This window comes from Leptospira selangorensis (assembly GCF_004769405.1).
Taxonomy (GTDB): domain Bacteria; phylum Spirochaetota; class Leptospiria; order Leptospirales; family Leptospiraceae; genus Leptospira_B; species Leptospira_B selangorensis.
In genome coordinates this window covers 320147-345638 of the sequence record NZ_RQES01000019.1, presented here as the reverse complement: position 1 = coordinate 345638, position 25492 = coordinate 320147, and the positions used below count along the sequence as shown (strand labels likewise).

24 protein-coding genes and 2 tRNA genes are annotated in these 25492 nt (G+C 40.6%); 6 read left to right on the top strand and 20 right to left on the bottom strand.

Going from position 1 to position 25492, the window contains the following annotated elements; genetic code table 11:
• Position 1: 1 nt before the first annotated feature.
• From ggt to EHO58_RS16710, 5 genes are read right to left on the bottom strand one after another with little or no spacing between them, the layout of a single operon-like run.
• Positions 2-1765 (bottom strand): gamma-glutamyltransferase, encoded by a 1764-nt coding sequence (gene ggt, locus EHO58_RS16730; RefSeq protein ID WP_135680675.1) that lies wholly within the window; start codon positions 1763-1765, stop codon positions 2-4.
• A complete protein-coding gene (gene clpA, locus EHO58_RS16725; RefSeq protein WP_135680674.1) occupies positions 1765-4008 on the bottom strand; it encodes an ATP-dependent Clp protease ATP-binding subunit ClpA in 2244 nt (747 codons plus the stop codon). The genes ggt and clpA overlap by 1 nt, the downstream gene beginning before the upstream one ends.
• A complete protein-coding gene (gene clpS, locus EHO58_RS16720; protein ID WP_135626540.1) occupies positions 4005-4328 on the bottom strand; it encodes an ATP-dependent Clp protease adapter ClpS in 324 nt (107 codons plus the stop codon). Before clpS ends, clpA begins: the two co-directional genes overlap by 4 nt.
• A complete protein-coding gene (locus tag EHO58_RS16715) occupies positions 4325-5497 on the bottom strand; it encodes a GNAT family N-acetyltransferase (protein ID WP_135680673.1) in 1173 nt (390 codons plus the stop codon). The genes clpS and EHO58_RS16715 overlap by 4 nt, the downstream gene beginning before the upstream one ends.
• 3 nt (positions 5498-5500) lie before the next feature.
• The gene (locus EHO58_RS16710; protein WP_135680672.1) at positions 5501-6088 is read right to left on the bottom strand and encodes an RNA polymerase sigma factor; all 588 of its coding nucleotides are present in this window, start codon (positions 6086-6088) and stop codon (positions 5501-5503) included.
• Between the two features lie 125 nt (positions 6089-6213).
• Between EHO58_RS16710 and EHO58_RS16705 the strand changes: the two genes are divergently transcribed.
• Positions 6214-6840 (top strand): NrsF family protein, encoded by a 627-nt coding sequence (locus EHO58_RS16705; RefSeq protein WP_135680671.1) that lies wholly within the window; start codon positions 6214-6216, stop codon positions 6838-6840.
• A gap of 2 nt (positions 6841-6842) precedes the next feature.
• Here the strand turns inward: EHO58_RS16705 and EHO58_RS16700 are convergent, their stop codons facing one another.
• From EHO58_RS16700 to EHO58_RS16660, 9 genes are all read right to left on the bottom strand, one after another.
• On the bottom strand, positions 6843-8726 hold the full coding sequence (locus EHO58_RS16700) for an AAA domain-containing protein (RefSeq protein WP_135680670.1): 1884 nt from the start codon (positions 8724-8726) through the stop codon (positions 6843-6845).
• Between the two features lie 5 nt (positions 8727-8731).
• Complete coding sequence (locus EHO58_RS16695; protein ID WP_135626535.1) at positions 8732-9733, bottom strand: PLP-dependent cysteine synthase family protein; 1002 nt, start codon at positions 9731-9733, stop codon at positions 8732-8734.
• A 28-nt stretch (positions 9734-9761) separates the two neighbouring features.
• The gene (leuD, locus tag EHO58_RS16690) at positions 9762-10388 is read right to left on the bottom strand and encodes a 3-isopropylmalate dehydratase small subunit (protein WP_135680669.1); all 627 of its coding nucleotides are present in this window, start codon (positions 10386-10388) and stop codon (positions 9762-9764) included.
• A 15-nt stretch (positions 10389-10403) separates the two neighbouring features.
• Positions 10404-11801: a 3-isopropylmalate dehydratase large subunit gene (gene leuC, locus EHO58_RS16685; RefSeq protein ID WP_135680668.1), complete on the bottom strand. Its 1398-nt coding sequence runs from the start codon at positions 11799-11801 to the stop codon at positions 10404-10406.
• Between the two features lie 125 nt (positions 11802-11926).
• On the bottom strand, positions 11927-13402 hold the full coding sequence (locus EHO58_RS16680) for an FHA domain-containing protein (protein WP_135680667.1): 1476 nt from the start codon (positions 13400-13402) through the stop codon (positions 11927-11929).
• On the bottom strand, positions 13386-14174 hold the full coding sequence (locus tag EHO58_RS16675; RefSeq protein ID WP_135680666.1) for an ATP-binding cassette domain-containing protein: 789 nt from the start codon (positions 14172-14174) through the stop codon (positions 13386-13388). Before EHO58_RS16675 ends, EHO58_RS16680 begins: the two co-directional genes overlap by 17 nt.
• Positions 14175-14177: 3 nt before the next feature.
• Positions 14178-14765, bottom strand: coding sequence for a D-sedoheptulose 7-phosphate isomerase (gmhA, locus tag EHO58_RS16670; RefSeq protein WP_135626530.1), 588 nt, complete (start codon positions 14763-14765; stop codon positions 14178-14180).
• Between the two features lie 2 nt (positions 14766-14767).
• On the bottom strand, positions 14768-15547 hold the full coding sequence (locus EHO58_RS16665) for an LBBP_01157 family protein (protein WP_135680665.1): 780 nt from the start codon (positions 15545-15547) through the stop codon (positions 14768-14770).
• A gap of 1 nt (position 15548) precedes the next feature.
• Positions 15549-16448 carry a glycosyltransferase family 2 protein gene (locus EHO58_RS16660; RefSeq protein WP_135680828.1) on the bottom strand — a complete coding sequence of 300 codons (900 nt, stop codon included), beginning with the start codon at positions 16446-16448 and terminating at the stop codon, positions 15549-15551.
• Between the two features lie 108 nt (positions 16449-16556).
• Here EHO58_RS16660 and EHO58_RS16655 point away from each other — a divergent pair, with 108 nt between their 5' ends.
• Positions 16557-18524: an O-antigen ligase family protein gene (locus EHO58_RS16655; RefSeq protein WP_135680664.1), complete on the top strand. Its 1968-nt coding sequence runs from the start codon at positions 16557-16559 to the stop codon at positions 18522-18524.
• Between the two features lie 5 nt (positions 18525-18529).
• Here the strand turns inward: EHO58_RS16655 and EHO58_RS16650 are convergent.
• Both EHO58_RS16650 and EHO58_RS16645 read right to left on the bottom strand, forming a co-directional pair.
• Positions 18530-18616: transfer RNA gene (locus EHO58_RS16650), tRNA-Leu, on the bottom strand.
• Between the two features lie 17 nt (positions 18617-18633).
• Positions 18634-18704 (bottom strand) — tRNA-Cys (locus EHO58_RS16645).
• 59 nt (positions 18705-18763) lie between these two features.
• Here EHO58_RS16645 and EHO58_RS16640 point away from each other — a divergent pair.
• Entirely contained in the window at positions 18764-19213 is a 450-nt protein-coding gene (locus tag EHO58_RS16640; RefSeq protein ID WP_135680663.1) for a DUF4505 family protein, read from the top strand.
• Between the two features lie 19 nt (positions 19214-19232).
• Here the strand turns inward: EHO58_RS16640 and guaA are convergent, their stop codons facing one another.
• Positions 19233-21044: a glutamine-hydrolyzing GMP synthase gene (gene guaA / locus EHO58_RS16635; protein WP_135680662.1), complete on the bottom strand. Its 1812-nt coding sequence runs from the start codon at positions 21042-21044 to the stop codon at positions 19233-19235.
• An 89-nt stretch (positions 21045-21133) separates the two neighbouring features.
• On the opposite strand from guaA, the gene queF reads away from it, so the two are divergent.
• Positions 21134-21547 carry a preQ(1) synthase gene (gene queF / locus EHO58_RS16630; RefSeq protein ID WP_135626510.1) on the top strand — a complete coding sequence of 138 codons (414 nt, stop codon included), beginning with the start codon at positions 21134-21136 and terminating at the stop codon, positions 21545-21547.
• Positions 21547-21810: a SemiSWEET transporter gene (locus EHO58_RS16625; protein WP_165780499.1), complete on the top strand. Its 264-nt coding sequence runs from the start codon at positions 21547-21549 to the stop codon at positions 21808-21810. The genes queF and EHO58_RS16625 overlap by 1 nt, the downstream gene beginning before the upstream one ends.
• A 55-nt stretch (positions 21811-21865) precedes the next feature.
• Here the strand turns inward: EHO58_RS16625 and lsa33 are convergent, their stop codons facing one another.
• Complete coding sequence (gene lsa33 / locus EHO58_RS16620; protein ID WP_135626509.1) at positions 21866-22795, bottom strand: surface adhesin Lsa33; 930 nt, start codon at positions 22793-22795, stop codon at positions 21866-21868.
• Between the two features lie 255 nt (positions 22796-23050).
• On the opposite strand from lsa33, the gene EHO58_RS16615 reads away from it, so the two are divergent.
• The gene (locus EHO58_RS16615; RefSeq protein ID WP_086448887.1) at positions 23051-23269 is read left to right on the top strand and encodes a ferredoxin; all 219 of its coding nucleotides are present in this window, start codon (positions 23051-23053) and stop codon (positions 23267-23269) included.
• 116 nt (positions 23270-23385) lie between these two features.
• On the opposite strand, the gene fliM is transcribed toward EHO58_RS16615, so the two are convergent.
• Positions 23386-24411, bottom strand: a complete 1026-nt coding sequence (fliM, locus tag EHO58_RS16610; protein WP_020768525.1) for a flagellar motor switch protein FliM — start codon at positions 24409-24411, stop codon at positions 23386-23388.
• Positions 24408-25391, bottom strand: coding sequence for a hypothetical protein (locus EHO58_RS16605; protein ID WP_135680661.1), 984 nt, complete (start codon positions 25389-25391; stop codon positions 24408-24410). The genes fliM and EHO58_RS16605 overlap by 4 nt, the downstream gene beginning before the upstream one ends.
• Positions 25392-25492: the final 101 nt, after the last annotated feature.

The window sequence follows — 25492 nt, the reverse complement described above, 5'->3', positions numbered from 1 at the left end:
ATTATTCCCCCAAAGGGATCCCGTCTCCCCGTGGGTCAGCCGCACCATACAATGTACCATTCTCTCTTTTAACACAGAATAATTTTGCCATATTATTACCTAGTCTTACTTCGTGTTTTTTCGCCTTTAATTGATTGAAAGTGGCCGTATCAGTCGCTGGACCTTCAATAGAAAGTGCATCAGGAAAAAATTGATGATGGATCCTTCCCCTCGCTACAGATTCATATAAAGTAAGATTTAAGTCTAGGGTAAACAGTATAGATTGTAAAACTGCATTTACTATATAAGAGCCGCCTGGGGCACCTGTGACCAAAAATGTTTCCCCATTTTTTAGAACGATTGTAGGAGACATGGAACTCAAAGGAGTTTTTCCGGGCTGGATGGAATTTGCTTCAGCCCCGATAAGACCGTATACGTTAGGCTCACCTGGAGAACGACTGAAATCATCCATCGTATCATTCAGAACGAAACCGTATCCTTCCAAAACGACAGCCGCACCGAATCTATAATTGATAGAATGTGTGGTAGAAACCGCATTTCCTTCCGCATCCACAACTGAAATATGAGTGGTCTGAGGAGATTCAGCTCTTAAATTCAATCTACTTAAGTAAGTTGAGCTAGGTGTCGCCTTTCCAGCATTGAAATCGGAAATTTTTTCTTTTGCATAGTCGGAAGATATCAAAGTTTCCACAGGAATTTTAGTAAATCCAGGATCCCCGCCAAGGACCGCACGATCAGAATATCCTCTTCTCATAACTTCTGCCAAGAAATGATAATAATCACTTTGGGAAAAATCGAACATAGAATGAAGTTCTTTTGTTTCTAACATCTTTAACATTGTAAAAAGATGAACCCCGGAAGAAGGAGGAAACATAGTTCTAATATTATAATTTCTGTAATTGATCTCTAAAGGTTTTTCTTCTCTTACCCTATAGTTTTTCAGATCGCTAAAATGAATTTGCCCGCCATTTGTAGAAACTTCTTCTGCGAGAACCTTAGCAATTACTCCTGTATAAAAATCCTTATCTCCCGTTTCGGAGATGATCTTAAGAGTTTTTGCCAGATCTTTTTGGACAAATATCTCACCAGACTCAGGGATTTTTCCTCCTGGCACAAAAATCTTTTTCATCCCAGGGCTCATATCCTGTTCTGATTCTTGGATTGCTTCTGAAAGATCCGGGTATACTACAAATCCTTCTTCTGCCAATCGGATCGCAGGAGCCAAAACCTCTTTTAAAGGAAGTTTTCCGAATTTTTTATGGATTTGTACAAGACCCGCCACCATTCCAGGAACTCCTACGGATTTATATCCGAGCAAGGATTCTTCCTTGGGACGTCCCTTATACATATTACGGCTTGCTAATAAAGGTGCTCTTTCCCTGAAATCGAAAGCATACGACTTTCCCGACTTAGCATGATGGTAGACCAAAAATCCTCCACCACCGATCCCTGTGGAAGAAGGACGGGTAACGGAAACTGCAAAAGAAGAAGCGACTGCAACATCGATCGTGTTTCCTCCCTTTTTATAAATTTCCAGTCCCACCTTGGAGGCATCTATAGAATCCGTAGAGATCATGATCTTTTTGGATTCCGCAAATAAAGTGTTCGGATCTATACCGAATTTAGGGGCTACAAGATTCTGGGTAGAAACTTCCCTACCTTCGATGAATAGTACATTCTTCTTGCAAGATCCGAAAACAAGAAGAATCAAAATAGAAAGTAGGAAGAAACTTTGGGGACTAGGTCTAACCGTTCTAAAAGACATTATTTTTCTCTAGAACGGAAGACTAATTTAAGTTCCTCGTTTTGTATTTCCAAATTCACATCCCCGCCGTTTTTTAATTCTCCGAACAAGATCTCTTCGGATAGTTTTTTGGAAATATTGGAATCAATCCACCTTTGGACAGGTCTTGCCCCGAAAAGTGGATCATAGGATTTTTTAGCGATCCAGATCAGAACATCCTCTCCATAATGAAGTTGGATACTTTTCTCCTTCAATCTAGTTTCCAAAAGTTCTAATTGTTTACGAACCACCTTAGAAACGGTTCCTTCATCCAATGATGCAAATTCGATCACTGCAGTTAGCCTATTTCGGAACTCCGGAGAAAACTGCTTTTCGATGGCTTTTAGTCCTCGATCGGTCAAAGCAGTATTATCAAATCCTAATGGATTAGAAGCCCTTTCCCTTGCGCCGGTATTCGTGGTCATGATCAGGATGACCTGTTTGAAATCAGCCTTTCTACCGTTATTATCTGTGAGAGTAGCATGGTCCATGATCTGTAGAAGAATATTATAAATATCCTCATGCGCCTTTTCAATCTCATCCAATAGAAGAACACAATGAGGAGTGCGGACTATCGCATCCGTCAATTGTCCACCTTGTTCAAAGCCCACATAACCAGGAGGAGAACCGATTAGGCGAGAAACAGTATGTTTCTCCATATATTCACTCATATCGAACCGGATGAATTCCACTCCCAATATGGCAGCGAGTTGTTTAGATAATTCCGTTTTTCCCACACCGGTAGGTCCTGCGAATAAGAAAGACCCCACAGGTTTTCCAGGCTCAGAAAGCCCACTTCTAGAAAGTCGGATTGCTTGGACGAGCTCGATTACGGCCTTGTCTTGGCCATAAATTTTACCTTTTAATTCCTCGTCCAAGTTTTTGAGTTTTTCCCTATCATCTGCTTTCACGGTTCTTGGAGGAATTTTAGAAATTTTAGATACTAGTTCTTCAATTTCTTTTACACTCACTATCTTTGACTTGGAACTTTCTCTAAGTTTTACTTTTGCTCCCGCTTCATCTATCAGGTCGATCGCTTTGTCCGGAAGTTTACGATCTAAAATATAACGTTCTGCGAGTTTTGCAGCTTCTTCTACTGCCCCAGCGGAATATTTTACCGAGTGGAATTGTTCGTATTTAGGAAGAAGTCCCTTTAAGATCTGGATGGTCTCTTCTACGCTTGGTTCATTTACTTCTAATTTTTGGAATCTTCTAGAAAGTGCGTGGTCTTTTTCAAAGATCGCTTTGTATTCTTTATAGGTTGTAGTTCCAATACAACGTAGTTCTCCATTTGAGAGTGCAGGTTTTAAAAGGTTAGAAGCATCCAAAGAACCTCCGGATACTGCTCCCGCACCTATAATTGTATGGATCTCATCCACAAAAAGTATATTGTCCGGATCGGAAGAAATAGCCTGTACTACATTCTTCAATCTTTCCTCGAATTCTCCTCTGAACTTTGTTCCTGCCAGAAGTAATCCCATATCCAAAGAATATACTTTCGTATTTTTTAATACATCCGGGACTTTTCCGTTAACGATCTGAAGAGCAAGCCCTTCTACAATTGCAGTTTTTCCAACCCCGGCATCGCCTACGAAGATCGGATTATTTTTCCTTCTTCTTGCAAGAATATGTATAGTCCGTTCAATCTCTTCTGCTCTTCCTACAAGAGGATCTAATTTACCAAGACTTGCTTTTTCAGTTAAATTTACGCAGAAATCCGCAAGCGCATCCCCACTTTGTTTTTTAGAAGTCTCGTCCGTAGAATTTCCTTCTCCTACCTTCTCCCCTGATTTTTTGATCCCGTGAGAAATATAACGCACCACATCGAAGCGGGAAATATCCTGTCTTCCTAAAAAGAAAACTGCGTGAGACTGATCTTCTCTGAATAGAGAGGCTAATACGTAACCTCCATCTAATTTTTTCTTTTCGGTAGACTGCACATGGAATGCAGCTAATTGAAGAACTCTCTGAGCACCAATTGTATATTCAGGCTCTATCTCTCCAAAAGATTCAGGAACAGATTCCATCTCAGTATCTAAATATTCTTTCAATTCGGAGCGTAACTGATCCAGATCCGCGCCACATGCGAGAAGAACTTCCGCTGCGACAGGATCATAAGTTAAAGAAAGAAGAATATGCTCAAGTGTGATGTACTCGTTTCTTCTTTTGAGGGCTTCCGTTCTCGCTTGGCCCAGAGATTTTTCTAGTTCTTCGGATAATGTCATGATTCTTCCCCCTCTTCAATTTCCATCTGGCAATGCAAAGGATGTCCATGTTCCTCTGCAAGCATATGAGTCTCGTTCACTTTTGTTCTTGCAATATCATGAGAATAGACTCCGCAAAGTGCCTTCCCGGTAGTATGTGCCTGCAACATTATTTGTTCGCTCTCGACCTGGGTCCTATAGAATACCACGCGAAGTATCCAGACCACAAATTCCATAGGAGTATAATCGTCATTCAAGATCACTACCCTATACTTGGCTGGTTTTTTGAGTTTCAGCTTCTCTTTTGTGAGAACCTGCTCTTCCGTTTTTAAATCGCTCATCGGTCTTCGGATTCTCCCCTTACTGCCTCATCCTTTAGTGGGGAAGATAAATTGGTTTCTCTTATCATTTCCTGCATATGCATTCTTTCGCTTTCTAAAAAACGTTCAATCGCATTTCGAGCCTGGTCATGGAAAATAAAATGGGAGCTATAAGTTGGAACGGCAGGAAATCCTCGTAAAAATTTCTGCTCTCCTTGCGCCCCTGCTTCAAAAATTTCAAAACCATTCTTGATCGCGTATTCGATCGGAGCATAATAACAACATTCGAAATGTAGAAAAGGAAAATGCCCAGAAGATCCCCAGTACCTTCCATATAACTTCTTTCCCTTTTTCAGGTTGAATGTTCCGCCTATCGTGTCTCCGTCCTTTCGTGCTAAAAATAATACCAGATTTTGGGAAAACTTCTCCAAAATGATCTTAAAAAATTTTCGATTCAAATAAGGAGATCCCCATTTTCTGGAATAAGTCTCCGTATAAAAAGAATAGATGGAATCCATATCTTTTTCAGAGATATCTTTGCCTTCTTTACATAGGATCTCGATCCCTGATCCTTTGATGGTCTCTCTTTCCTTTTTGATCTGTATCCTTTTTTTGGATCTGAAATCTCCTAAAAAATTTTCGAAATCGGTATATGCTCTATTCTTCCAATGGAATTGGTGAGTGATTCGAGTAGAAAATCCCCTTCTCTCTAAAGCTTTCGCTTCTTCTTCCTCTAAAAAAAGGAAATGAATACTGGATAAGCCTTCCGTTTTTGCACTCTCTAATAAGGGGGGAAGTAGGATATCCAACGCTTCATCAGCAGAGACATTATTTCTTCTTAATATTTTTTTACCGTTCACAGGCGTAAACGGATAAGCAACAAGTCCCTTAGGATAATAAGAAAGTCCGTTCTGGGAGAAAAAATTTGCCCAGGAATGATCGAAAATATACTCACCATAAGAATCATACTTATGATAAAAAGGAAGAGAGGAATGTATCCCATCTTCGTCCTCAGCCACCCAATACTCGGGATGCCAACTGGTCCTTCCACCTACGCAGGAAGAAAGTTCCAGAGAATATAAAAACTCATGATTGGAAAAAGGATTTTCTGGATCTCCCAAAAGATTCCACTCCTCCGCTGAAATTTCTTGGAGAGAGGATATCCTGGTGACCTTTGTTTTGCCGGGCATTTTCTATTTCTTGGACGTTTTTGAGCCTTCTATCGTTCTCTCAGACTCGGAAAAAAATCGTTTTAACTTTTCCAGAGAACGATGGACGATCACTTTTACATTGGATTCCGAAAGTCCGGTGGTTTCCGAAATCTCCCTGACCGACTTTCCCTCTAATTTAGCCATAGTCAGGATCCTTCTCTGTCTGGGTTCCAATACATTTAGCCAAGATTCTAGTCCTTGTTGGACCTCCCACTTGTCTTCAATGGAAGTTTTTTCTTCCTGAGCAAAACCGTCCATCTCCGTGGAGACCATTCTATCCCTGGTTCCTTTCCTGCGGATATAGTCTATGGTCTTATATCTGGCGATGGAGAAAAACCAGGGTGCAAAGGGTTTTTCTTTCCTATACGTGGCCCGAGCTTTGTGGATCCCGATCAGAATATCCTGGATCAGATCCTCTCTATCTTCCTTGTCACGAACCTTGGAGCTCAAATGATTGTTTAATATTTCCCTGCATTTGGAAAGTAGGAGTTCATATTCCTTGGAATCTCCTTCTTGGGCTAAGCGCATTCTTTCCGAAAGAATTTGCCAGATTTCTTGCTTTTCCGCCATGTAACCTTATGCAGTTTGACTCGAATGAATTAATGAGTCGTATAAAGAAAAGCTATTGGACTGGATTTTTTAAGGATGTCCAATCTTTCTTATATTAATGCGGAAAATCTAAACCAGGAGGAAGTATGTCAAATTCAGAATCGGACAAGACCAAACAACTGATCCAAACATTGAGTTCCGACCTGGAAAAGGGAAGCCTAAACATTTATACCCTTTTCCTTTCCTGTTTGGGTTTAGTGATTTTCGGAATTCTATTAGGCTGGTCCGTTTCCAATCTGGTAGGTAAAAGTAGCGCGTTTCCTGGCTGGTGGCCGGAGCCTACATTATTGCTAATCTGGGGAATTGTCTCCGCTTATCTATTCTGCAGACTTGCCTTCCCTGAGGAAAGATCTGCTTGGGCATTCTGGGCAGCAGGGGCTTTTTTATTCGTTTGGGTCGTATTTATATTAAGTAGATTTTTTACGGAAGAAGTTCCGGACCATGTTCATGTAGGACTCTGTTCTGTAATTATTGCGACTATATCGATTTTATTTGGAGCCGGTGCTTGGTTCCTTTTGAAAAATACCGCGAGTTCCAGACCAGGACTTTCGGGTTTTTTATTTTTAAATCTTCTATTAGCAAGTTCTAATCTATGTTTAAAGTTTATTTGTTCGGTCCAAGATCCTTCTCATATTCTGATCTCTCATTTGGCGTTTACATTAGTTTGGATCGGGGTTTTATATATTCCAATCCGGAAAAAATTCAGTTGGTAAGTTTAATCTAAAAATTCCCAGGCAGTCCTAAGTTCTCCTGCCAATTCCACAGTCTCGAGTAGATCTTTAAAAAAATCATTTTGACCCAAAGTAGAGCCGTCACCAATCATCACTAAAAGTTTTTTAGCTCTAGTCATTCCGACATTCCATCTTCTGGTTTCAGACAAAAATCCGATCTGTCCTTCCGGATTGGAACGAACCAAACTAAAAATCACCGCATCCGATTCTCTTCCTTGAAAAGAATCCACAGTTTCTACTTCCAATTGAGAAGAATATTCCGGAAGTATTTCCTCCAATTTTTGTTTCAAAAGATATCTTTGGTATCTGTATGGAGAAAGAAGGATCAGATTTTTAGGTTCCCATCCGGACTCTAAAATTTTTTTGACTATATTAACCGTAAACTCAGCTTCCCAGGGATTTCCTAAACTTCCTTCTGAATTTTCTTCCGCGGTATCAGTTCCCGAACTATCTAAAAATACCAAGCTAGAGCCGAATGGTTCACCGGAATCAAATGGAATTTTTTCTCTAAAATTTTCTTCTAATCCTGATTTTAGTCGATTTTCATAAAATTTCAAATTTGGGAAAGTCTGGATAGGGTCCGTCATTCTGTATTGAGTATCTAATAGAAATACCCTTTCTTTGTCTTGAAAAACAGGAAGAAGTCTCTCCATTAAGGAAACTTTAAGTAACGGATCTTCAGAGATCACAGTAGGAGGAAGTTGGAACGGATCTCCTGCGATTACGAACTTCTCCGCTTTTAAGATTGGGATCCAAGAAGAAGGTTCAATCGCCTGGCTACCCTCATCTAAAATTGCATAATCAAATTCCAAATTATGAAGTTGGTAAGAAGAAGCTCCGGTATGTGTACAAACGATCACCGGATGGGACTCGAGCAGATATCGAATTAGGACCTTCTGCCTCTCTTTGATACTTTTCCGTAAGGAATCCGCCTCTTTATAAAGACTTCTTCTTTCTTCCGCTTCTTCTTTGCCGAAACTTCTTTTGTATTTGCGGGCCTTCTTCAATAATTCTTGGACTTCTTTTCTGTCCCTTTCTATCAGTTTCGCTTCCGGAGAATGATTTAATTTCATCTCCAAGGAGTTTTGAACTATATCCGGATGCATCCTAGCAGGATGACCTATTCTTAAAACAGGGACTTTCAGTTTTTCTAAAGATTCTACGAGCAGATCGGAAGCAGAATTCGTAGGGGCAGAAGCAAGTATTCTTTTACCTTCGGAGGCTAAGAGTCGAATCGCTTCTACGATTGTTTTGGTCTTACCGGTTCCAGGAGGCCCATGTACTAAAATAAAATCTTCCGTTTGTAAAATCGCGGATACTGCCTTTTTTTGGGAGTCGTTCAGAGTCTCCGGAAGATTTGTAAGAGCCTTAAAATTCGGTTTAGAAACTTCTAATTGATTGGAAAACAGATCTGCAAAGTATTTTTCTCTGGAGCCCTTTTTAGCGGAGATTACTTTCTCTAAGGCTCGATCCCATTCCTTAAAACTTGTCTCGTCCGGAAGTATTTCCAGAGCAAGTTTGCCCTCTTCTACCCAGTCCGGAACTTCTTCCATATAAACTAAGTACGAATCTTCATTTGCTTTCAGTAAAACTGAGATATATTCTTCAGACTCTTTTACAATTCGGACAGGTGTTCCTGGTCGGAATAGTTCTGGAATATTTTTGGATTTTGTGGGCTTGAGTAGTACTTTCCAGTTTCCATCCGCACTTAATTCGGCATCTTCGAATACTAATGGAAATACGGTGAATCCGTCTTGGACCCTTTTGTTCAGATCGGAGGAGGAAATTTCTTCCTTATACTTATCCAGCTCCGCTTTTCTTTCTTTTTTTAAAGATTCACGTAAGGCGGAATAATAAGATTCTTCCATTCCAATTAGAGTCGGTCAGGAGAAAGAACTACAATCTTATAGCTAGGAGTTTTTTGATCCTCACGAGTAGGAAGACTTTCCGCATAATGAATAGCGGAAGCTAGCGTAGTTCCCGTAGTCAGTCCTGCAAAAATTCCTTCTTTTTGGTAGAGCTCGGATTGATAACGAAGAGCCTCGTCTCTATCTACTCCAATATACTGATCAGTCACTTTTGGATCGAAAGATTCAGGAAGGCGGATACTGGAATCACCTTGGATCATTTTACGGATGAAGCGAGAATTTTTACTCACTCCCATAATCACTCGAAGAGAAGGTTTTTTACTTTTTAAATATCTTCCAACGCCGGAAAGAGTTCCACCGGAACCTCCACCAGCAACGAATGCGTCCACATTTCCAGCAAGATCTCTCCAGATCTCAGGCCCGGTAAATAAGAAGTGTGCATTCGTATTTGCCATGTCCTTAAATTCATTCAGGATCACGCTGTTTTTCTCTTTATCTTTTGCTGCCTTCGCAGTTTCTAAAAGAGAATCATCCCAGTTACCTTTTGCTAGTTGTACAACTTCAACATTGGCACCGTAAGATTTTAATTCTTTGATCTTTTCCTGATCCGTATCAGGAGCTAAAAATACTTTAAACTTGTATTGGCGAAGAGTAGAGATCCAAGCTAAAGAGATTGCGGTGGTATTATAACCTGCTTGGAAAATAGAACCGCCCGGTTTTAATTCCCCTCTTCTTTCTGCGGCAAGCACCATAGAAAGTGCAGTTCTATCTTTTACACTTCCTGTAGGATTACAGAACTCCGCTTTCAGATAAATTTCCACATTCGGAATATGAGAACCGATCTGATTGAGTCGGATCAAAGGAGTATTGCCGATCATCTGGAGAACATTCTCCTTGATCGGTTTAGCTACGCTCAGCTCCCTGCCGAAAGCGTTTTGGACATTATTCAAAGCCCCCAGAAGGCTATTGCCGAATTCATCTATGGAGCGTGAAATTTCGTCGAACATAGTCTTCTAGAGTCCTGTATTTAGAAAATTACTTATGAGAAGCGTACAACCATGGAACGTCTTTTCGATTTTTCTCTTCGTAAGTAGAGATCTCTACAACGTGTTGCAGAGTTAAACCGATATCGTCCAAACCGTTGAACAAACAATACTTACGGAAAGAATCCACTTCAAAATTGTAAACGTTTCCGGAAGGACTGATCACATTCTGTTTGTCCAGATCGATCTTAATTTTGGCTCCCGGAGTCTTATCTACGATCTTAAAAATTTCGTCCACTTCTTCCGGCTTTAAAACAACTGGAAGCATACCGTTTTTGAAACAATTATTATAAAAAATATCAGCGTAAGAAGGAGCAATAATCGCTCTAAATCCGTAATCTTCTAATGCCCAAGGAGCATGCTCTCTGGAAGAACCGCATCCAAAATTGTCTCTGGTTACAAGAACGGAAGCGCCTTTGTATCTATCTTGGTTCAGGCTGAATTCAGGATTCGGTTTAGTTCCTTCGTCATCCAGATATCTCCAATCATGGAATAGGTGGACCCCGAAACCGGTACGTTCTATCTTCTTTAAAAATTGTTTAGGAATGATTGCATCCGTATCTATATTTGGGCGATCAATTAGGACCGCTAAACCTTCGTGTTGAGTAAAAGCTTTCATATAAATCCAGTATCCTTATTTCCAGTTCCGTATATCTACAAAATGTCCTTCGACTGCAGCAGCGGCCGCCATTGCAGGACCGACTAGGTGAGTTCTTCCACCTTTTCCCTGTCTTCCTTCGAAGTTACGATTGGAAGTAGAAGCACATCTGTCTCCCGGTTGTAAAACGTCGTCGTTCATAGCAAGGCACATGGAACAACCCGGTTGTCTCCACTCAAAGCCTGCTTCTATAAAAATTTTATCCAGTCCTTCCGCTTCCGCTTGGCGTTTCACTCTTCCGGAACCTGGAACAACGATTGCCTGGACTTTATTGGAAACCTTCTTACCTTTTACGGTAGTCGCAGCTACTCTAAGATCTTCAATTCTAGAGTTTGTGCAAGAACCGATAAATACCTTATTCACAAAGACATCTTCCATCTTCTGACCAGGTTTCAGGTCCATATATTTAAGTGCGTTTTCGATACTGATTTTTTCTACAGCATCAGGAGCATCTTTTGGATCAGGAACAATTCCGGTTACAGGAACTACTTGTCCTGGAGAAGTTCCCCAAGTGACTTGAGGAGCGATCTCTTCTGCTTTTAATACTATGCTAGTATCAAATTTTGCTCCCTCGTCTGTCACATAACGTTTCCATCTTTGGACAGCCAGATCCCATTCTGCACCTTTAGGTGCGAAATCTTTACCTTTTAGATAATCAAAAGTGGTTTGGTCCGGAGCGATAAGTCCTGCTCTTGCACCGGCCTCGATGGACATATTACAAACAGTCATACGAGCTTCCATACTTAAGGAAGAAATTGCAGATCCTCTATATTCGATTACATATCCGGTTGCTCCGCCAGTACCGATCTTACCGATAATCGCAAGAACGATATCCTTAGCGGTTACATGAGGAGAAAGTTGACCATCTACTCTGATTTCCATGGTCTTTGCTCTTCTTTGTAAAAGAGTTTGTGTAGCAAGCACATGCTCTACTTCGGAAGTTCCTATTCCGAAAGCAAGTGCTCCAAAAGCTCCATGAGTAGAAGTATGAGAGTCACCACAAACGATAGTCATGCCCGGATGAGTGAGTCCCATCTCAGGAGCGATCACATGGATGATCCCCTGGTCAGGGTGATTTAGATCGTAAAGAGTAATACCGTTTTCATTACAATTCTTGATAAGAGTTTTCATCTGATTGGCAGAGATTGGATCGGCCAATTCCAGGTCACGGATCCGAGTGGAAACGTTATGGTCCATGGTAGCAAAAGTAGCTTCCGGACGGCGGACCTTTCTTTGCGCCATACGAATACCGTCAAAAGCCTGGGGACTAGTTACCTCATGGATCAGATGTCTATCTATATAAATAAGATACGACCCTCCTTCCAATTCACCGACCAAATGGTCTTCCCAGATTTTTTCGAACATCGTTTTCATGGTGCGCAGATCCCCCAGGGGGTAATTCAAGAGTAAAGATTAGACTTCCTTACGGAAGCTCTCTTCCATGCTAAAAATCAGGTGTTTTTCGTAAAGAAGGTTCCGGGAAGAAGGCCCCGAATCTATCATTTGCCGCGGAAAACGAGCAGAGCCTTACCGATTCCGATCTCATCAAAATCATACAAGATCCTCGGTCTCAGAATTTTTTTACCGTTTAAGAAGGTCCCGGATTCTGAAACCAGATCATATAGAACATAGCGGTTACGAACCTTCCTGATCCTTGCATGATTTTTACTGACAGATTGTTCGTATAAAACCAGATCGCAAAGGTCTGAATTCCCGATATTTGTCTCGGCTCTTGCGAGTGAGTATTGTTTACCTGGATTTCTTCCCTCTTTAAAAACAAGTGTCGCCTTTTCGTAAGATTCACCTTGTTCGAATTCTTTTAGCGCAACAGGGGCCGCCCTTTCGGTTTCGATCCGATCTTCTTCCGAGTAAACGAGCTGGTACTGGTTTCCATACATTTTACGGTAAGCATCTTGTTCGAATTCTATCGTATGAAGTCTTTCTTCCGGGCTTACAGTCCCTTCCGGATGCTGTTTTTTCCCTTTTTTTAAAACTACAATAAGGGCTACCAAGGTAAGAACGAGTAAGAATGTAAAGCTAGGCAAAAAGATAGAAGGATGTAATAAGAAAACGAATAGCCTGGTTCTAAATGGAAGATCATAGGAAAAGCTAAGTCTTCTGGAATTTTTAGTCTCCAGTTCCACTTCCAAATTTCCACTTCCCTGGAATTGCCATTCATCCTGAAAAGGAGACTCGTAAACCAAGGACCAAGGTTCTTTTCTGAAATAATCTAAATCTCCGAAAACTTGGGTCCTAAAATCGGGTGTATTCAAAGAATAAAATGTTCCACCATATCTTTTGGCTAAAAACTTTGCTCCGTTGGAAGGGAAAGAAAGAACATTGATCGGAATATTCGGAGTGTATTCTCCATTCTGCGCTTCATTAGAAGGGATTAAATCCTGATCGTAAAATAGAGTCAGAATATAATCTGTCTCTTTCAAACGAGTAGAGATCTTTTGAAAAACATAGTCCAGGTTTGCGGATGTATTCCTGTTGGACTTTCCACCCGGTACCTTAGCTTCTTTCAAGGCATCCGATTTACTCAGGTCATCTTTGGAGAAGAATACATCATCCGTAAAAAATATAAAACTGAATCTGTCAGCAGAATCCGATCTTTCTACAATTGTTTTTAATATCTCTGTGGCTTGCACATTATGATCGAATGAATTCGTCATCTGAGTGATCAGATAAATATGTACGGGTCTTGTGCCTTCCGGTCTTTGGATTTTAAGAGGTCCTACTCTTCTGGAACGATTTTCTTTCTGTTCCGAAACTGTGAGTATCTCCTGGTCCAAGGATACTCCCTTACCGCCCTTCAATTTTAATTCCACTTTAGGATATCTGGAAATATCGTATTCTTCTAAATGGATACTTTCCGCCCCGACAAACGTTGGATATACGAAAGCCGCTAAGATCAGAAAGTGTAAGTAGAAGGAGCGGATCATAAGGTTTTGCAATTTAAGCGGAATTTTCATCCAAAGTAAACAGTTTTCTGGAATACTCTAAATGAGGCTCAAAGGACCCATTTTTGCTTTTTAGGGTTTCTAGTTTTTCTCCAGATCTCATCACAGTTATAGTATCGGCCAGTTCTTTAGCAGAACTAAGATCATGGCTGATAAATAGAAGCCCGGCTCCCAGATCTTTCACTCTGGATTTCAATAGATCCAGTATCGATTTTCCAGTGATCGGATCCAAAGCGGATGTGGGCTCGTCTGCCAGAATGAGTTCTGCTCCTGAATACACCGAAAGTAGTATTAAAATCCTTTGTCTTTCCCCTCCGGAAAGTTGGTGAGGCCTCGCCTCCCAAGCCGCACCTGGATCAGAAAGTCCGAATTCTTTAAGCAGCCTAATTCCAGTTTCCGGATTTGCAAGTTCCGGTTGGATGAGAGAAAAATATTCCAAGATCTGAGATCCAATACTTAAAAATGGATGAAGTCCGATAGCTGCCGTTTGCGGGATTAAGCTGATCCTTTTTCCTCGCCAATTTTTCCAAGGAGAAAAATCCCCGTTAGGTATATCTTGGGAGAAGATATTGAATTTTTTCCAGGTTACCGAAGCTTCTTCATTTAGAAGTCCGAGGACTGTACTTGCAAAAGTGGATTTTCCACTTCCGGATTCTCCTACCAATGCATGTATTTCTTTTTTAGAAATTTGGAAATCGAAGTTTTTAAGAATATGAGAAGACCCGATTTTTACATTCAGGTCTTGTATAGAAAGAATTGTTTCGGCGAGGTGTTGGCTCTCCAAGTTTTATCCTAACTGAAAGAGTTCATATTCTACAATCGAACAAAGAATATGACCGATCAGAATATGGGATTCTTGGATACGCGCGGTTTCCTTTCGAGGAACGATCAGATCTAAATCAGCCATTCCTTTCATCTTTCCACCATCTCCCCCTAAGAAAGAGATTGTTTTCATCCCGATCTTTTTGGCTGCATCCATTGCTGCGATCACGTTTTTGGAATTCCCGCTGGTGGAAAGTCCAACCAGAAGATCTCCCGGTTTTCCAAAAGCTTCTACCTGACGTGAAAACACGAACTCGTAGCCATAATCATTGGAACAAGCTGTTAGAACTGCCGAGTCTGCATTCAATGCAAGTGCAGGAAGTGCTCTTCTTTCGTTTCCGGATTTATAACGAACCACAAGTTCTGCTGCAATATGAGATGCATCACAAGAAGAACCACCATTTCCGCAAAAAAGGATCGTATTCCCTTTTTTTAATACTTCGGAAGCGATTTTTCCTGCCTCTTCGATTTCAGGAAGAAGTGTATCCAATACAGCTTTTTTGGTCTCGATTGAGTCTTGGATCTGTTTGGATGCGATTTCTTTTAAGTTCATTCTCATTTATCCTTTTTAGACCGAATTTTAGAGAGCACTGACTCAAAATCTTTTTTAGCAGAATCGAATTCATACAGTGTCAAATTTTCGGAATGCGGAGAATTCCTATTTCCGCTTACGTTTAAAAAATACAATTCTTTGGAAACGATCTGTTTCACTCTTTCAGAAGAATTTGCCTGGAAAACATCTTCAAATTCTTTTCCTAAAAATACCAACAATACTGCAATGGTACTCGGTCTGAGATTAATCAATATCTGTTGTTTCCAAATTGGATCCCAGATTAAGATCTCTTTCCAGGAATCTGCAGAACGTTTTAGGTCAGGTTCTTCTTGTAGAACAGCCCAAGATTCTTCGTCCCAATTCGGAGTGTTGATCCCGGATAAGATACTTTTTAGACTTTTATGATCACCACTCAAAAGTCGGTTTAAATCAGCTTCTCCTAGAAAAATCACACCACTTATCTTATCACCTTGTTCGGTTAGATAGTTTCCGGTCGAGATTACTAAAGAATATTCTCTGCCTGATTTTTCCTTACCTTCTAAACGAAATAAGTTACGATTGTTTTTAGTAAGTTTAAGAGACGGATTTTCAAAAATTACTCCGGACGGTTTTTTGCGGGTAACAAAAAAACGGTCCGCCTTTTCTCTTAGGTCTTTTAATTCCCAGGTATAACCGCGACTATCTCTAACGACTTCTTTTTCCGTTTCGTTAGAGATAGTCTTTTTCTTTCTCCAGAAAAAGAGTTTATTCCAAAAACCTGATTTTTGTTTGCCCTTGGCCATCTTATTTCCCGTAATCTTTCCGGAGATTAGATGGGCGTTCTATCAATTTTTTCCCCATTTCATAAACCTTTGCTTCTTTCAGAAAAGTGGAATATGCAGAAGAGATAGCGATCGTAAATCCGGGAAATCCATCCAAGAACCCAAGTTTGAAAAAATAAATTTCTACAAATTTTCCGAATGGTTTGATGATTGTTCGAGCAAGTGAGAAGTTCTTATTTTTCTTCCATCGAGTCCAGGAAACGATAGAAGAGAATTTATTGATTGTATCTACTTGCTGTGCAAGGTCGGCAAAACTATAATGTAGGATATCCCCTTTTATCTTCTTGCCCTTCCCCTCAACCACCAGATAATCATGAGGATTCTCTCCAGTCCATTTTGACTTTGACTTTCGGATAATTCGATATTTGGTTTGAGGATACCATCCAGAGAAACGAATAAACCTTCCCATATGGAATGTAAGCCTGGAAACTTTGAGTCCGTTTAAGGCAGGATCTTCCGGGCTTTCCAAAAATGTTCTGATAGAATCTCTTAATTCCTCACTCAGACGTTCATCCGCGTCCAAAGACAAGATCCATTCATTCTTACAGAGAGAGATTGCGTCATTCTTCTGTTCTACATGCCCTTTAAAATTCTGAGAGGAAAAACGAACCTCTGGGAAGGACTCACTGATCTCTTTCGTTTTGTCTGTGCTATTTGAATCTAAAACGATGATCTCGTCCGCAATATCTCTACAGGATTTGATACAGTCCCCGATATTTGATTCTTCATTATAAGTAATGATCGCAACAGAAAGTTTTTTTAGAAATCTTTCACGGACCTCGTTTCTGCTGAGAGCCGCCTTAGCTTTAGATTTCTTTTTTTTGGGGGAAGAAGATTCCTTGGTTTTAACGGATTCTGCCATATATTCGAATATCGCCATAAGCGAATGAATTCCTAAAATAGTAGGTTTTCCTTCTTTGTCAGCGGTTTTTTCTGGAAATCTGAGAGGAAAAGGAAAGTCTGGGGACCGGTGAAACCTAGCTTCTTTTCTCGAATTTCAGAAACCTCCGGAAAGATCTCATTCTATTCCTTATTATTATTTTTAGTAGCATTTCCACTTTCCGTTTCTGCCTCTCAAATCTTGGCAGGCCTAAGCATTTTCTGTTTTATATTCTCCCCTAAAGAGAATTTCCAGAAGATCAAATCTTACCTTCTGCCTTGGGGATTCATTTTAGGTGCCTATTCACTTGTATTCATTTCATCCCTGTATCATTGGGAAGAATATTCCAATTTTTGGAAAACATTTACTAGGCAATCAGAAGCGGGAGATTTTTGGCTTTCGATCTTATTCCCGATCGCTGCAGTACATTCTTCAGAGGAAAAAAATAGAAAGCTGATCTATAAATATCTTTGGATCTCTTTTCTGTTCATATTGATCTCTGGGATCGCATCAGTCTTCAGCGAATATAGACTCGGAAAATATATCTCAAACGGTTTTACACCAGCTCCTGGAGATAGAAGGCAACATCCTGCAGGACCACTTTTTGGTTTCGAAACGTATCTTCCGATCGGACTAATGAACACTCATTTGACCTATGGTGGATTGATTTCTTTTTATATTCCTGGACTTATACTTCTTGTTTTACAAAAGATAAGGGAGAAGGATCTAAAACGCACAGTGGGATTTGGTGCCCTTCTTCTATTAGCGCTTTGGGTATTTTTGCTCAACCAAAGTAAATCTGCCTGGCTCGGGGTGCTTGCTGTCACAGTTTATTTTATTCTGAGTAAATGGAAAGATTTCTCAGGAAAATTTCCAAAGATTACTATAGGACGAGTTTCGATCTTGATCGCTCTTTTGATCGCTCTCGGAGGAACAGTTCGATTTTTTTACCAAAAGAATTGGCTATTACAAAGAACTCTTGCCCAACTCACCGAGATCCAAACTCCCGAAAACCAAAGATATTGGATTTATAAACTTAGTCTTCCCTTACTTGCAGAAAATCCAGTCTTAGGGACCGGAGGAGGAAGATTCAAGGAAACCAGTTCGGAAGTTTCTAAAACTTTCATAGAAAAGGATGAACAACTTTGGTACGAGCTATATATCACTCCGAATAAACATGCTCATAATGATATTTTAGAATTTGCAATCGTCGGTGGTTGGCTTTCCGGAATTTTATGGATCGGATTTTTCTATCTTTTATTCAGAAAAATCTCTGATTCTAGTTTAGAAAAAGGGAATTTTCCTTTGGTAGGGATCGGATTTATCTGGGTCGCCGGATTTTTCCAATGTTATCTTTTGGACGATGAGGTTGCACTTCCCTTCTTTGCTTTGGCAGGACTTTTATGGGGAAGAGAGAAAGAAACTTCTTCCAAATTCTCCATCGCTTCTACGACCTTCTTAACCATTACTTTACTTTTAAATACTTCCTTTTGGATTTGGAGACTTTCTATTCCTGCGGAACTTGCCTATGGAAGACAGGTATTTGCTTCTTCTTCTACACTTGCTAAAAAGATAGAAAGGCGCATCCTTCCTTTTAGAAACCAAACGGAAGAAAGAGAAAAAAGAATTTCAGAAATCATCTCAGTTTCTGCTTCAGAAGGAAATTCAGAGTTTTCTCTGGAAGGTTGCCTCACTCATAGATACCCAAATCCAGCAAAATTAAGAGAAGAAGATTATTCTTTTGGGATTTATATTTCTCCGAACTGGGTAAACCCTCCGAGTAAGATAAACGTCACTGTATTTTCGGAAGAATCTTTTGATGAGGACAAACTCTATTGGTCTCACAGAAAATATGATTTGGAAACTAAGGAATTGGATCTAAAACCTGGCTGGAATTCATTCGTTTGGAAAGAGACCATGGGACTTTCTAAAATTACGATCTTTCCAGATATCGTATTTTTCAGGAGTTTTAAGATCCAATTTGAGGGGTTTAATCCGGAGAAGCAGATGGATCTACCAGTCTTAGACTTAGGAGATCTCTGCGATTTTAAATTATAGTAAGTTGGTACCTGGAGCGGGACTTGAACCCGCACGAGCGTGAACTCACAGGATTTTAAGTCCTGGGTGTCTACCTATTCCACCATCCAGGCGTTTGAGAGACTCTGCCAGGCGTCGCCCGGATTCGAACCGGGGATCAAGCTTTTGCAGAGCCATGCCTTACCACTTGGCCACGACGCCGATATGAGGTATGATTTTGTGTGTGGGCAAGGTGTCAATAGAAAAGTGGAGGAAAGACTTTGAGGATCTATTTCTATCGAATCGACTCGAATTCTAGACTTTTCCACGAAGACTCGGAGCTGACGGATAAAAAGTTTTTAGACTTCTTTTTCACTCATCTAGAAAAAAACCGGACAGGCAAATATCCTGAATGCGCCTATATCTCTCCTTGCGGAAAAGAAATGAATTTTGTGCAAACGGAACATTATCCGGTTCTGTTTAAACATAGAATTGGAGATAAACTCTATTATGGAGGAGAAAAAGGGATCTTATTCCAGCCTGAAAATTTGAAATTTGATACTTTCGGAAATTTACTCCACCCTTTCCATAAAGAGATCTGGGGAAGGATCTCTACCGAAATCCTATTAGATCCTGAGTTAGAATGGAGAGAAAATCCTGAAAATTGGGATCTGATTTGGGGCGAGAAAAAATTCAATATCCCAAAATTCAGGTCCAATCTTTCATATTAAGCTTTGGCTCGAGTTGAATTTATTCCCACTCGATTGTGCCGGGTGGTTTATTAGTAAGATCAAAAAACAAATATTCAATTTGAGGAATTTTTAGAACTTCTGAGACCAATTCATCCAAAACATCTTTTTCCAATCGGAAAAAACTAGCAGTCATTGCTTCTTGAGAATCCACAGGTCTAAGAACGATACTTCTTTTCCCGGATTCTGAGCCCAAAGGAAGAAGTACCACAGGCATTTGCCAGATCTGGTCATAGATCTTTCTTTTCTGAAGAACCTTCTCCACTGCCGCGTCTGCTTCTCTCAAAATATCAGAGTCTTTTTTGTCCAAGTCGATTGCCTGGAATTTGAAGTTTGCTTTTGAGAAGGATTCGGAATTTCCTAAAAATAGAACGACTCGATTTACGGAAGAGATTTGGTTTGTAATCGCAGTGGAAATTTTATCCAACTCATCCCAAGTTTTATCTCCGGAAATTGCAGCACAATGTGCATAAGATCTTTGGTCCCCTTTTACTCCCACGGAAGCCACAGGAAGAAGTTTTGCTTTTAGGGAATTATCAGAACCTACTAGCTCATCTAATTTTTTCTGTACGGATTCTTCGACAGGCTTTTCTTGCGCGATCATTCGAACCACAAGTCCAGGCCCAGGGAAAGGATGTCTTCCGGTCCATTCTTTTGGAAGTCCTAGGTAATTCCCGAGTTCTCTCACCTCGTCTTTGTAAAGGTCTTTGATAGGCTCTACTACCTTGCCTTCTTCCATTAATTTTTGGATGGCTTCTACCCTATTATGATGGGTCTTGATTGTATGAGAATGTTTTGTCCCGCCACTTTCTATCGTGTCCGGATAGATGGTCCCTTGTCCAAGCAACCATTCGTCTGCATTCAATCCTAAACTTTTAGCACAATCTGCCTGTGCTTGTAAGAATAGATTTCCGACGATCTTACGTTTTTCTTCCGGATCTTTTTTACCTTTTAAAGCAGAATAAAAAAGTTCGGAAGAATCATGGACATGCAACTGGATCCCTTGCGGAGAAAGTTTTTCCTGTAGACCCGCAACCTCATCCTTTCTCATAAATCCGGTGTCGATCAGAACACCTTTAACTCTGTCTTTTCCCAAGGCTCTGGAAAGAAGAAGATACGAAACAGTGGAATCCACTCCTCCGGATACGAGTAAAAAGATCTTTTTATCTGCAGGAACGATTGAATGTAATTCCTCTTCTTTTAGATCTAAGAACTGTTTTAGGTTCCAGGTGCCTTCTGCCCCTGAAATTTTTACAAAGTTTTCTAGAAGGACTGAACCTTTTTCAGTATGAGTCACTTCCGGGTGCAGTTGTATCCCGAACCATTTCTGGGTTAGATTTTCGACCACTGCGTATTCGCAGTCTTGGCTGGAAGCGGTGCGAGTAAAACCGTCCGGCAAACGAGTTACCTCGTCTCCATGGCTCATCCATACAACTTCCCCACCTGCAAAACCTTTGAGTAATTGTGTTTTAGGAGTATCAATAAAATCTAAAGCGGCTCTTCCATATTCTGCTATGCCTGCTTTTTTAACTTCCCCACCTAAAAGTTTCATCATGAGTTGGTGGCCGTAACAAATCCCTAAAACAGGAATTCCAAGTTTTAAGACCTCGACCGGTAGAGAAGGAGAATCCGGTTCATATACACTTTCAGGCCCACCGGAAAGAATAATCCCCGAAAGTTTGGAATATGTTTCAATAGGTTCGTCGTTACCTAAAATTTCGGAATAAGCCCCCAAACGACGAATTCTGGACGCGATCAAATGGGCGTACTGCCCTCCAAAATCCACAATCCCAATTACATTTTGGTGCTTCATTCCAAGGTATCCTTAACGTTTCCTTTATGTGAGTTGTAAAAAGATTCCCAGAGACAAAGTCCGGAAAACTCTGGTTTAAAGAGGGAATCATGAGCCATCAACAAGAGTCGATAGGAATTTCCGCTTATGAGGGAAGACAGGACCATATCCCCAGTCTAAAACTTCCCGAGATAGAATCTTTCGCCAATGTGTACGAAGGTAAGGATTACACAATCGATTTTACCATTCCAGAATTCACTGCGGTTTGTCCTAAGACAGGGCTGCCTGATTTTGGAGTGATAGAGATCAGCTATATACCAAAGGCGAAATGTATAGAGTTAAAATCACTGAAAGAGTATATTCTCGCCTACCGAAATCTTGGGATCTTTCATGAGAATGTGGTGAATCGGATCCTAGAAGATCTGATCCAATCGGTGGATCCTAAATACATCAAGGTAAAGGGTGATTATAACCTAAGAGGTGGGATCAAAACTGTAGTCTCAAGAGAGTATTCAAGCAAATGATAGATCCGATCTCTTTGCTTGGGTTTATCGCTTGTACTCTGACTACTCTAGCATTTCTTCCACAGCTCATAAAAGTGATCCTGGAAAAAAGGACCAGGGATATTTCCAGAAACATGTATCTTGTTCTTTCTGTGGGAGTGTTTTTCTGGCTTTGTTACGGGATATTAAAGAATGATTTTCCGATCATTCTCGCAAACGGTTTCACCCTAATTTTTACTACAACAATTCTCTGGTACAAACTTCGTTCAAAAGAAGAAGAATAAAAAAAGCCGCTTCCTTACGGAAACGGCCCTTTGTTTTTTAGAATGGAAGCTCCGATTATTTAGGAGCTGCTTGGTCTTTTAAAGACTTACGCTGGTTTTCCAATTCTTTCTTGGCATCATCCATAGAAGATTTTACTTTTTCTTTCTCTTCTTTGCCTGCCTTTTGGATGGCTTCTTTTTCTTCTTTTCCAGCGCTCTTAGCTTCTTCTAGAAGTTTACGATTTTCTTCTTTTGCGCCTTCGATCAGTTCTCTATTTCTTTGTTTTTGTTCTTCCAAACCTTGGAGGATTCGAGCCTTATTCTCTTGGAAATCTTTTAGGATCTCTTGGATACGAGCTCTTTGTTCTTCCGTAATGGATTGGATAGTAGCAGAATCGTCTTTTAACTCTTGTGCTTCGTCCTCTGTTAGAGGTTGCTCTTTGAATGTATCGCCGTTTGAACTAACGTTTTCTCCTGCGTCCGCAATAGCTTGGCTTTCCGGATTATCGGCGTCAGCAACTTCCACTGATCCGTCGGAAACTCTAGTGCTTGTTCCTTTGCCCGATTCTTCTACGATGAACTCAGTTCCTCTAACGGAAGCTACGACTGTAGGAGTAGAAACGGTGAACTTGGAAGTTTTTGTAAGTTTACCCGCAACCTTGGTGAAAATTTTTCCCTTGGTTAGGCCCATATCTGCAAAGGTTTCCCCATTTGCGGAATCGATAAAAATTTTCTTCAGAGTTAGGCTTGTGTTTTCTTTGATCCTAACAAGAACTCCCTCAGTCAATTGAAGGTCCGCATAAGAATCCTTTCCGGTTTCTATCTTATCTTCCGGTAAAAGGAATGTATCCATGGATACCGCTTTCTCTTTTCCGGCCTTATCAAAAATTTTTACTGTTCCCTTGGTGAATGTGATCACTCCACCTTGGAGATCTTCTTTGGCTTTCTTACAATCTACAAATACAATGCTGAGGGCCAGAAAGAAGGTTATGGCAATCCGTTTCATTTAGTTCTGATTCTCCCTTGGAATAAGGTTTGAGAAGAATATCGATGAAAGAAATTTCCGTCCACATTTTTACTCCGGGCCTTCGAATTATTCTGGAAGTATCTTGTCTAATTGATATAAGGCCTTAAACCCATTGAGACTGGCAATCAGTGGCGGAATCTGAAACGAAAAGGTATTGCGCCATAGCCCTAGTCTAGAAATTGTAGCCCTAGACCGCCAAATCGAAGAACTATTAAGTTCCAAAGGAGTGACAGAATGAGCAAAATAGCCTATGTAGATAAGGACAACTGTACTTCTTGCAACCAGTGTGCAGACAATCTACCTAAGTACTTTCAAATGGACGATAACGATACTTCCGAGACTCATATCGGAGGAGAGAGTGTAAATCAAGCTCAGATCCCTGAGGAAGATTGGAAAACAGTTCAGAAAGAAATGGATGAATGTCCCGGTGAATGTATTCACTGGAGAAAGTAATCGTTTTCCGATTCCTATATTCTATAAAAAACAAAAGCGGGAATTTTTCCCGCTTTTTTTGTGCCTTGTGAAAAACTCATGATCTGGACCAAAAGTTTTTGTTAGAGCTTGTTTCCTCAGTATTCTTGTTCCGATCTAGTAGAACCAAGTAATTCATCCGGAATATCTTCTACTCGATCTCCGATTTGGATAGCAAGCCTATTTCCAACTCGTCCTGGAAGACATTTGAACTTCTTACGTTCCCCTACTTTCACAAGCATATCGGATCTGGTAGTGGTGTTTTCTAATTTAACAACATCACCTACAGTTAGGTTCATAAAATCCAAAATAGATATATCTACTGAACCAACTTCCGCAATCACGGGGATTTGCACCTGATCCAAACGTTCTTGGATGATCGCCCTGTTCTCATCCAATTCACCCTTACGGATAGAGGAATACCAGTACTGAGCGGACAGTTTATTAATGATAGGTTCGATTGTGATATACGGAATACAAAGGTTGGTAAGACCTTCTACCTCGCCGATTTTGGTCTCTAAGTTGATCAAAACCACCATGTCGTTCGGAGGCACAACCTGAGCGAACTGAGGGTTTGTTTCGATATTCCCCAGACGAGGCCTAAGGTCGATCACTGTGGACCACGCCTCTCTCATATTCCCTAAGATACGAACGATAATCCCTTCCATTACGCTCATCTCTATCTCTGAAAGTTCTCGGGAGATCTTTGCAGTCTCTCCTTTACCACCGAAAAGACGGTCAATGATCGTAAATGAAATAGAAGGATCTATTTCTAAAATTGCGGAACCCCTAAGCGGGTCCATATTGATCACAGCAAGTGTGGTCGGGTTCGGAATAGAACGAATAAATTCTTCGTAAGTTAACTGATCCACTGCGGCTACGTGAACGTGAACTAAAGCTCGGAGCTGAGCAGAAAGTCCGGTGGTCGCCAAACGAGCAAATGTCTCGTGCATCATCTGAAGAGTACGGATCTGGTCTTTGGAAAATTTGTCGGGACGTTTGAAGTCGTAAATTTTGACCTTCTTCTGTTCCCCAACGGAAGAATACTCATCTTCCGCTACCTCTCCACTGGAGATCGCGTTTAATAATGCGTCTATCTCGTCTTGGGATAAAATTTCGGTCATTTTCTTACCTTCGCTAATAGATTAGCCACTTTCCAAAACATTCCGTTTTCTTCCGGCATTCTTCTTAAAGTAAATTCGTATTCGTATCGGACAGGGACTTTATTCACTCTTCTTTCCACAGCGACTCTTACTTTGGAAAGATTTGAATTCACCTTCTCCGTTCCCAAGATCTTATAGTATTGTAACATACCTGATCTATTTTCCGCCAGATAATTTCTGAATTCTTCCAGAACAAAATCCTTTTCGGCTTCTTCTGACTGTTGCCAATCTCTGGCAAATCTGTCGTATGCTTGTATGTATTCCGGGAAATGGATCCATTTAAAATGGAGCTTCCAGTTTTTCTTTTTTTCAGCGCCTAAGAATAGATGGATCACTTCTTCCGGTTCGAGTCCGTCTGTTGCAGGATCCTGGTAAGGAACTCCAGGAAGAACCCAATCTTTTTTACGCTCTTCTACACTAAAATAAGGATGGCTTTCCGATCTTACAAAATGGTCCCCATATTCCGAAATATTTGGATAGAAGTAAGCGGTTACGAAATATTTTTTACCAGGCTCCAACTCGTATAGATGATCAATTCGGATCTCTTTTGAGAATGTCTCATCTTTATGAAGAATGATCTCTTTGACCTCATCACCTACAAGGTTCTCAACTTTGCTCCTTCTTCGTAAAACCGGATCCTGTTTTCTTTCTTCTTCTATTCTTGTAACGGTTCTTCCGTCTTCATCTCTTACGATTACTTGGAAAGAACGTAGATCTTTCCCATAAGGGAAAATTCGCAGGACCTCGTTCCCTGTGTTCCGAACGGAAAGTACTGCGGAGATCGGTTCCTTTTCTCGGAATTGCATTTTAGGAAGTTTGATATCCACGATGCCTTGGGCTTGGATATAATTTTCGGAAACTTCTCCCCTTGCATTCCTGTTTGGATAAGATCCCAAGCTGAATGTATTCAGAAGAATTAGTATGATCAGAATTTGTTTCATTCTAAAATTTCAGTCCGTGTGGACGCAAAATCTATGGTCCTCTTTTAGATTTCGGCAAAAAGAGACAAAACCTACTAAAAAATACGGGAAAATTATGAAGG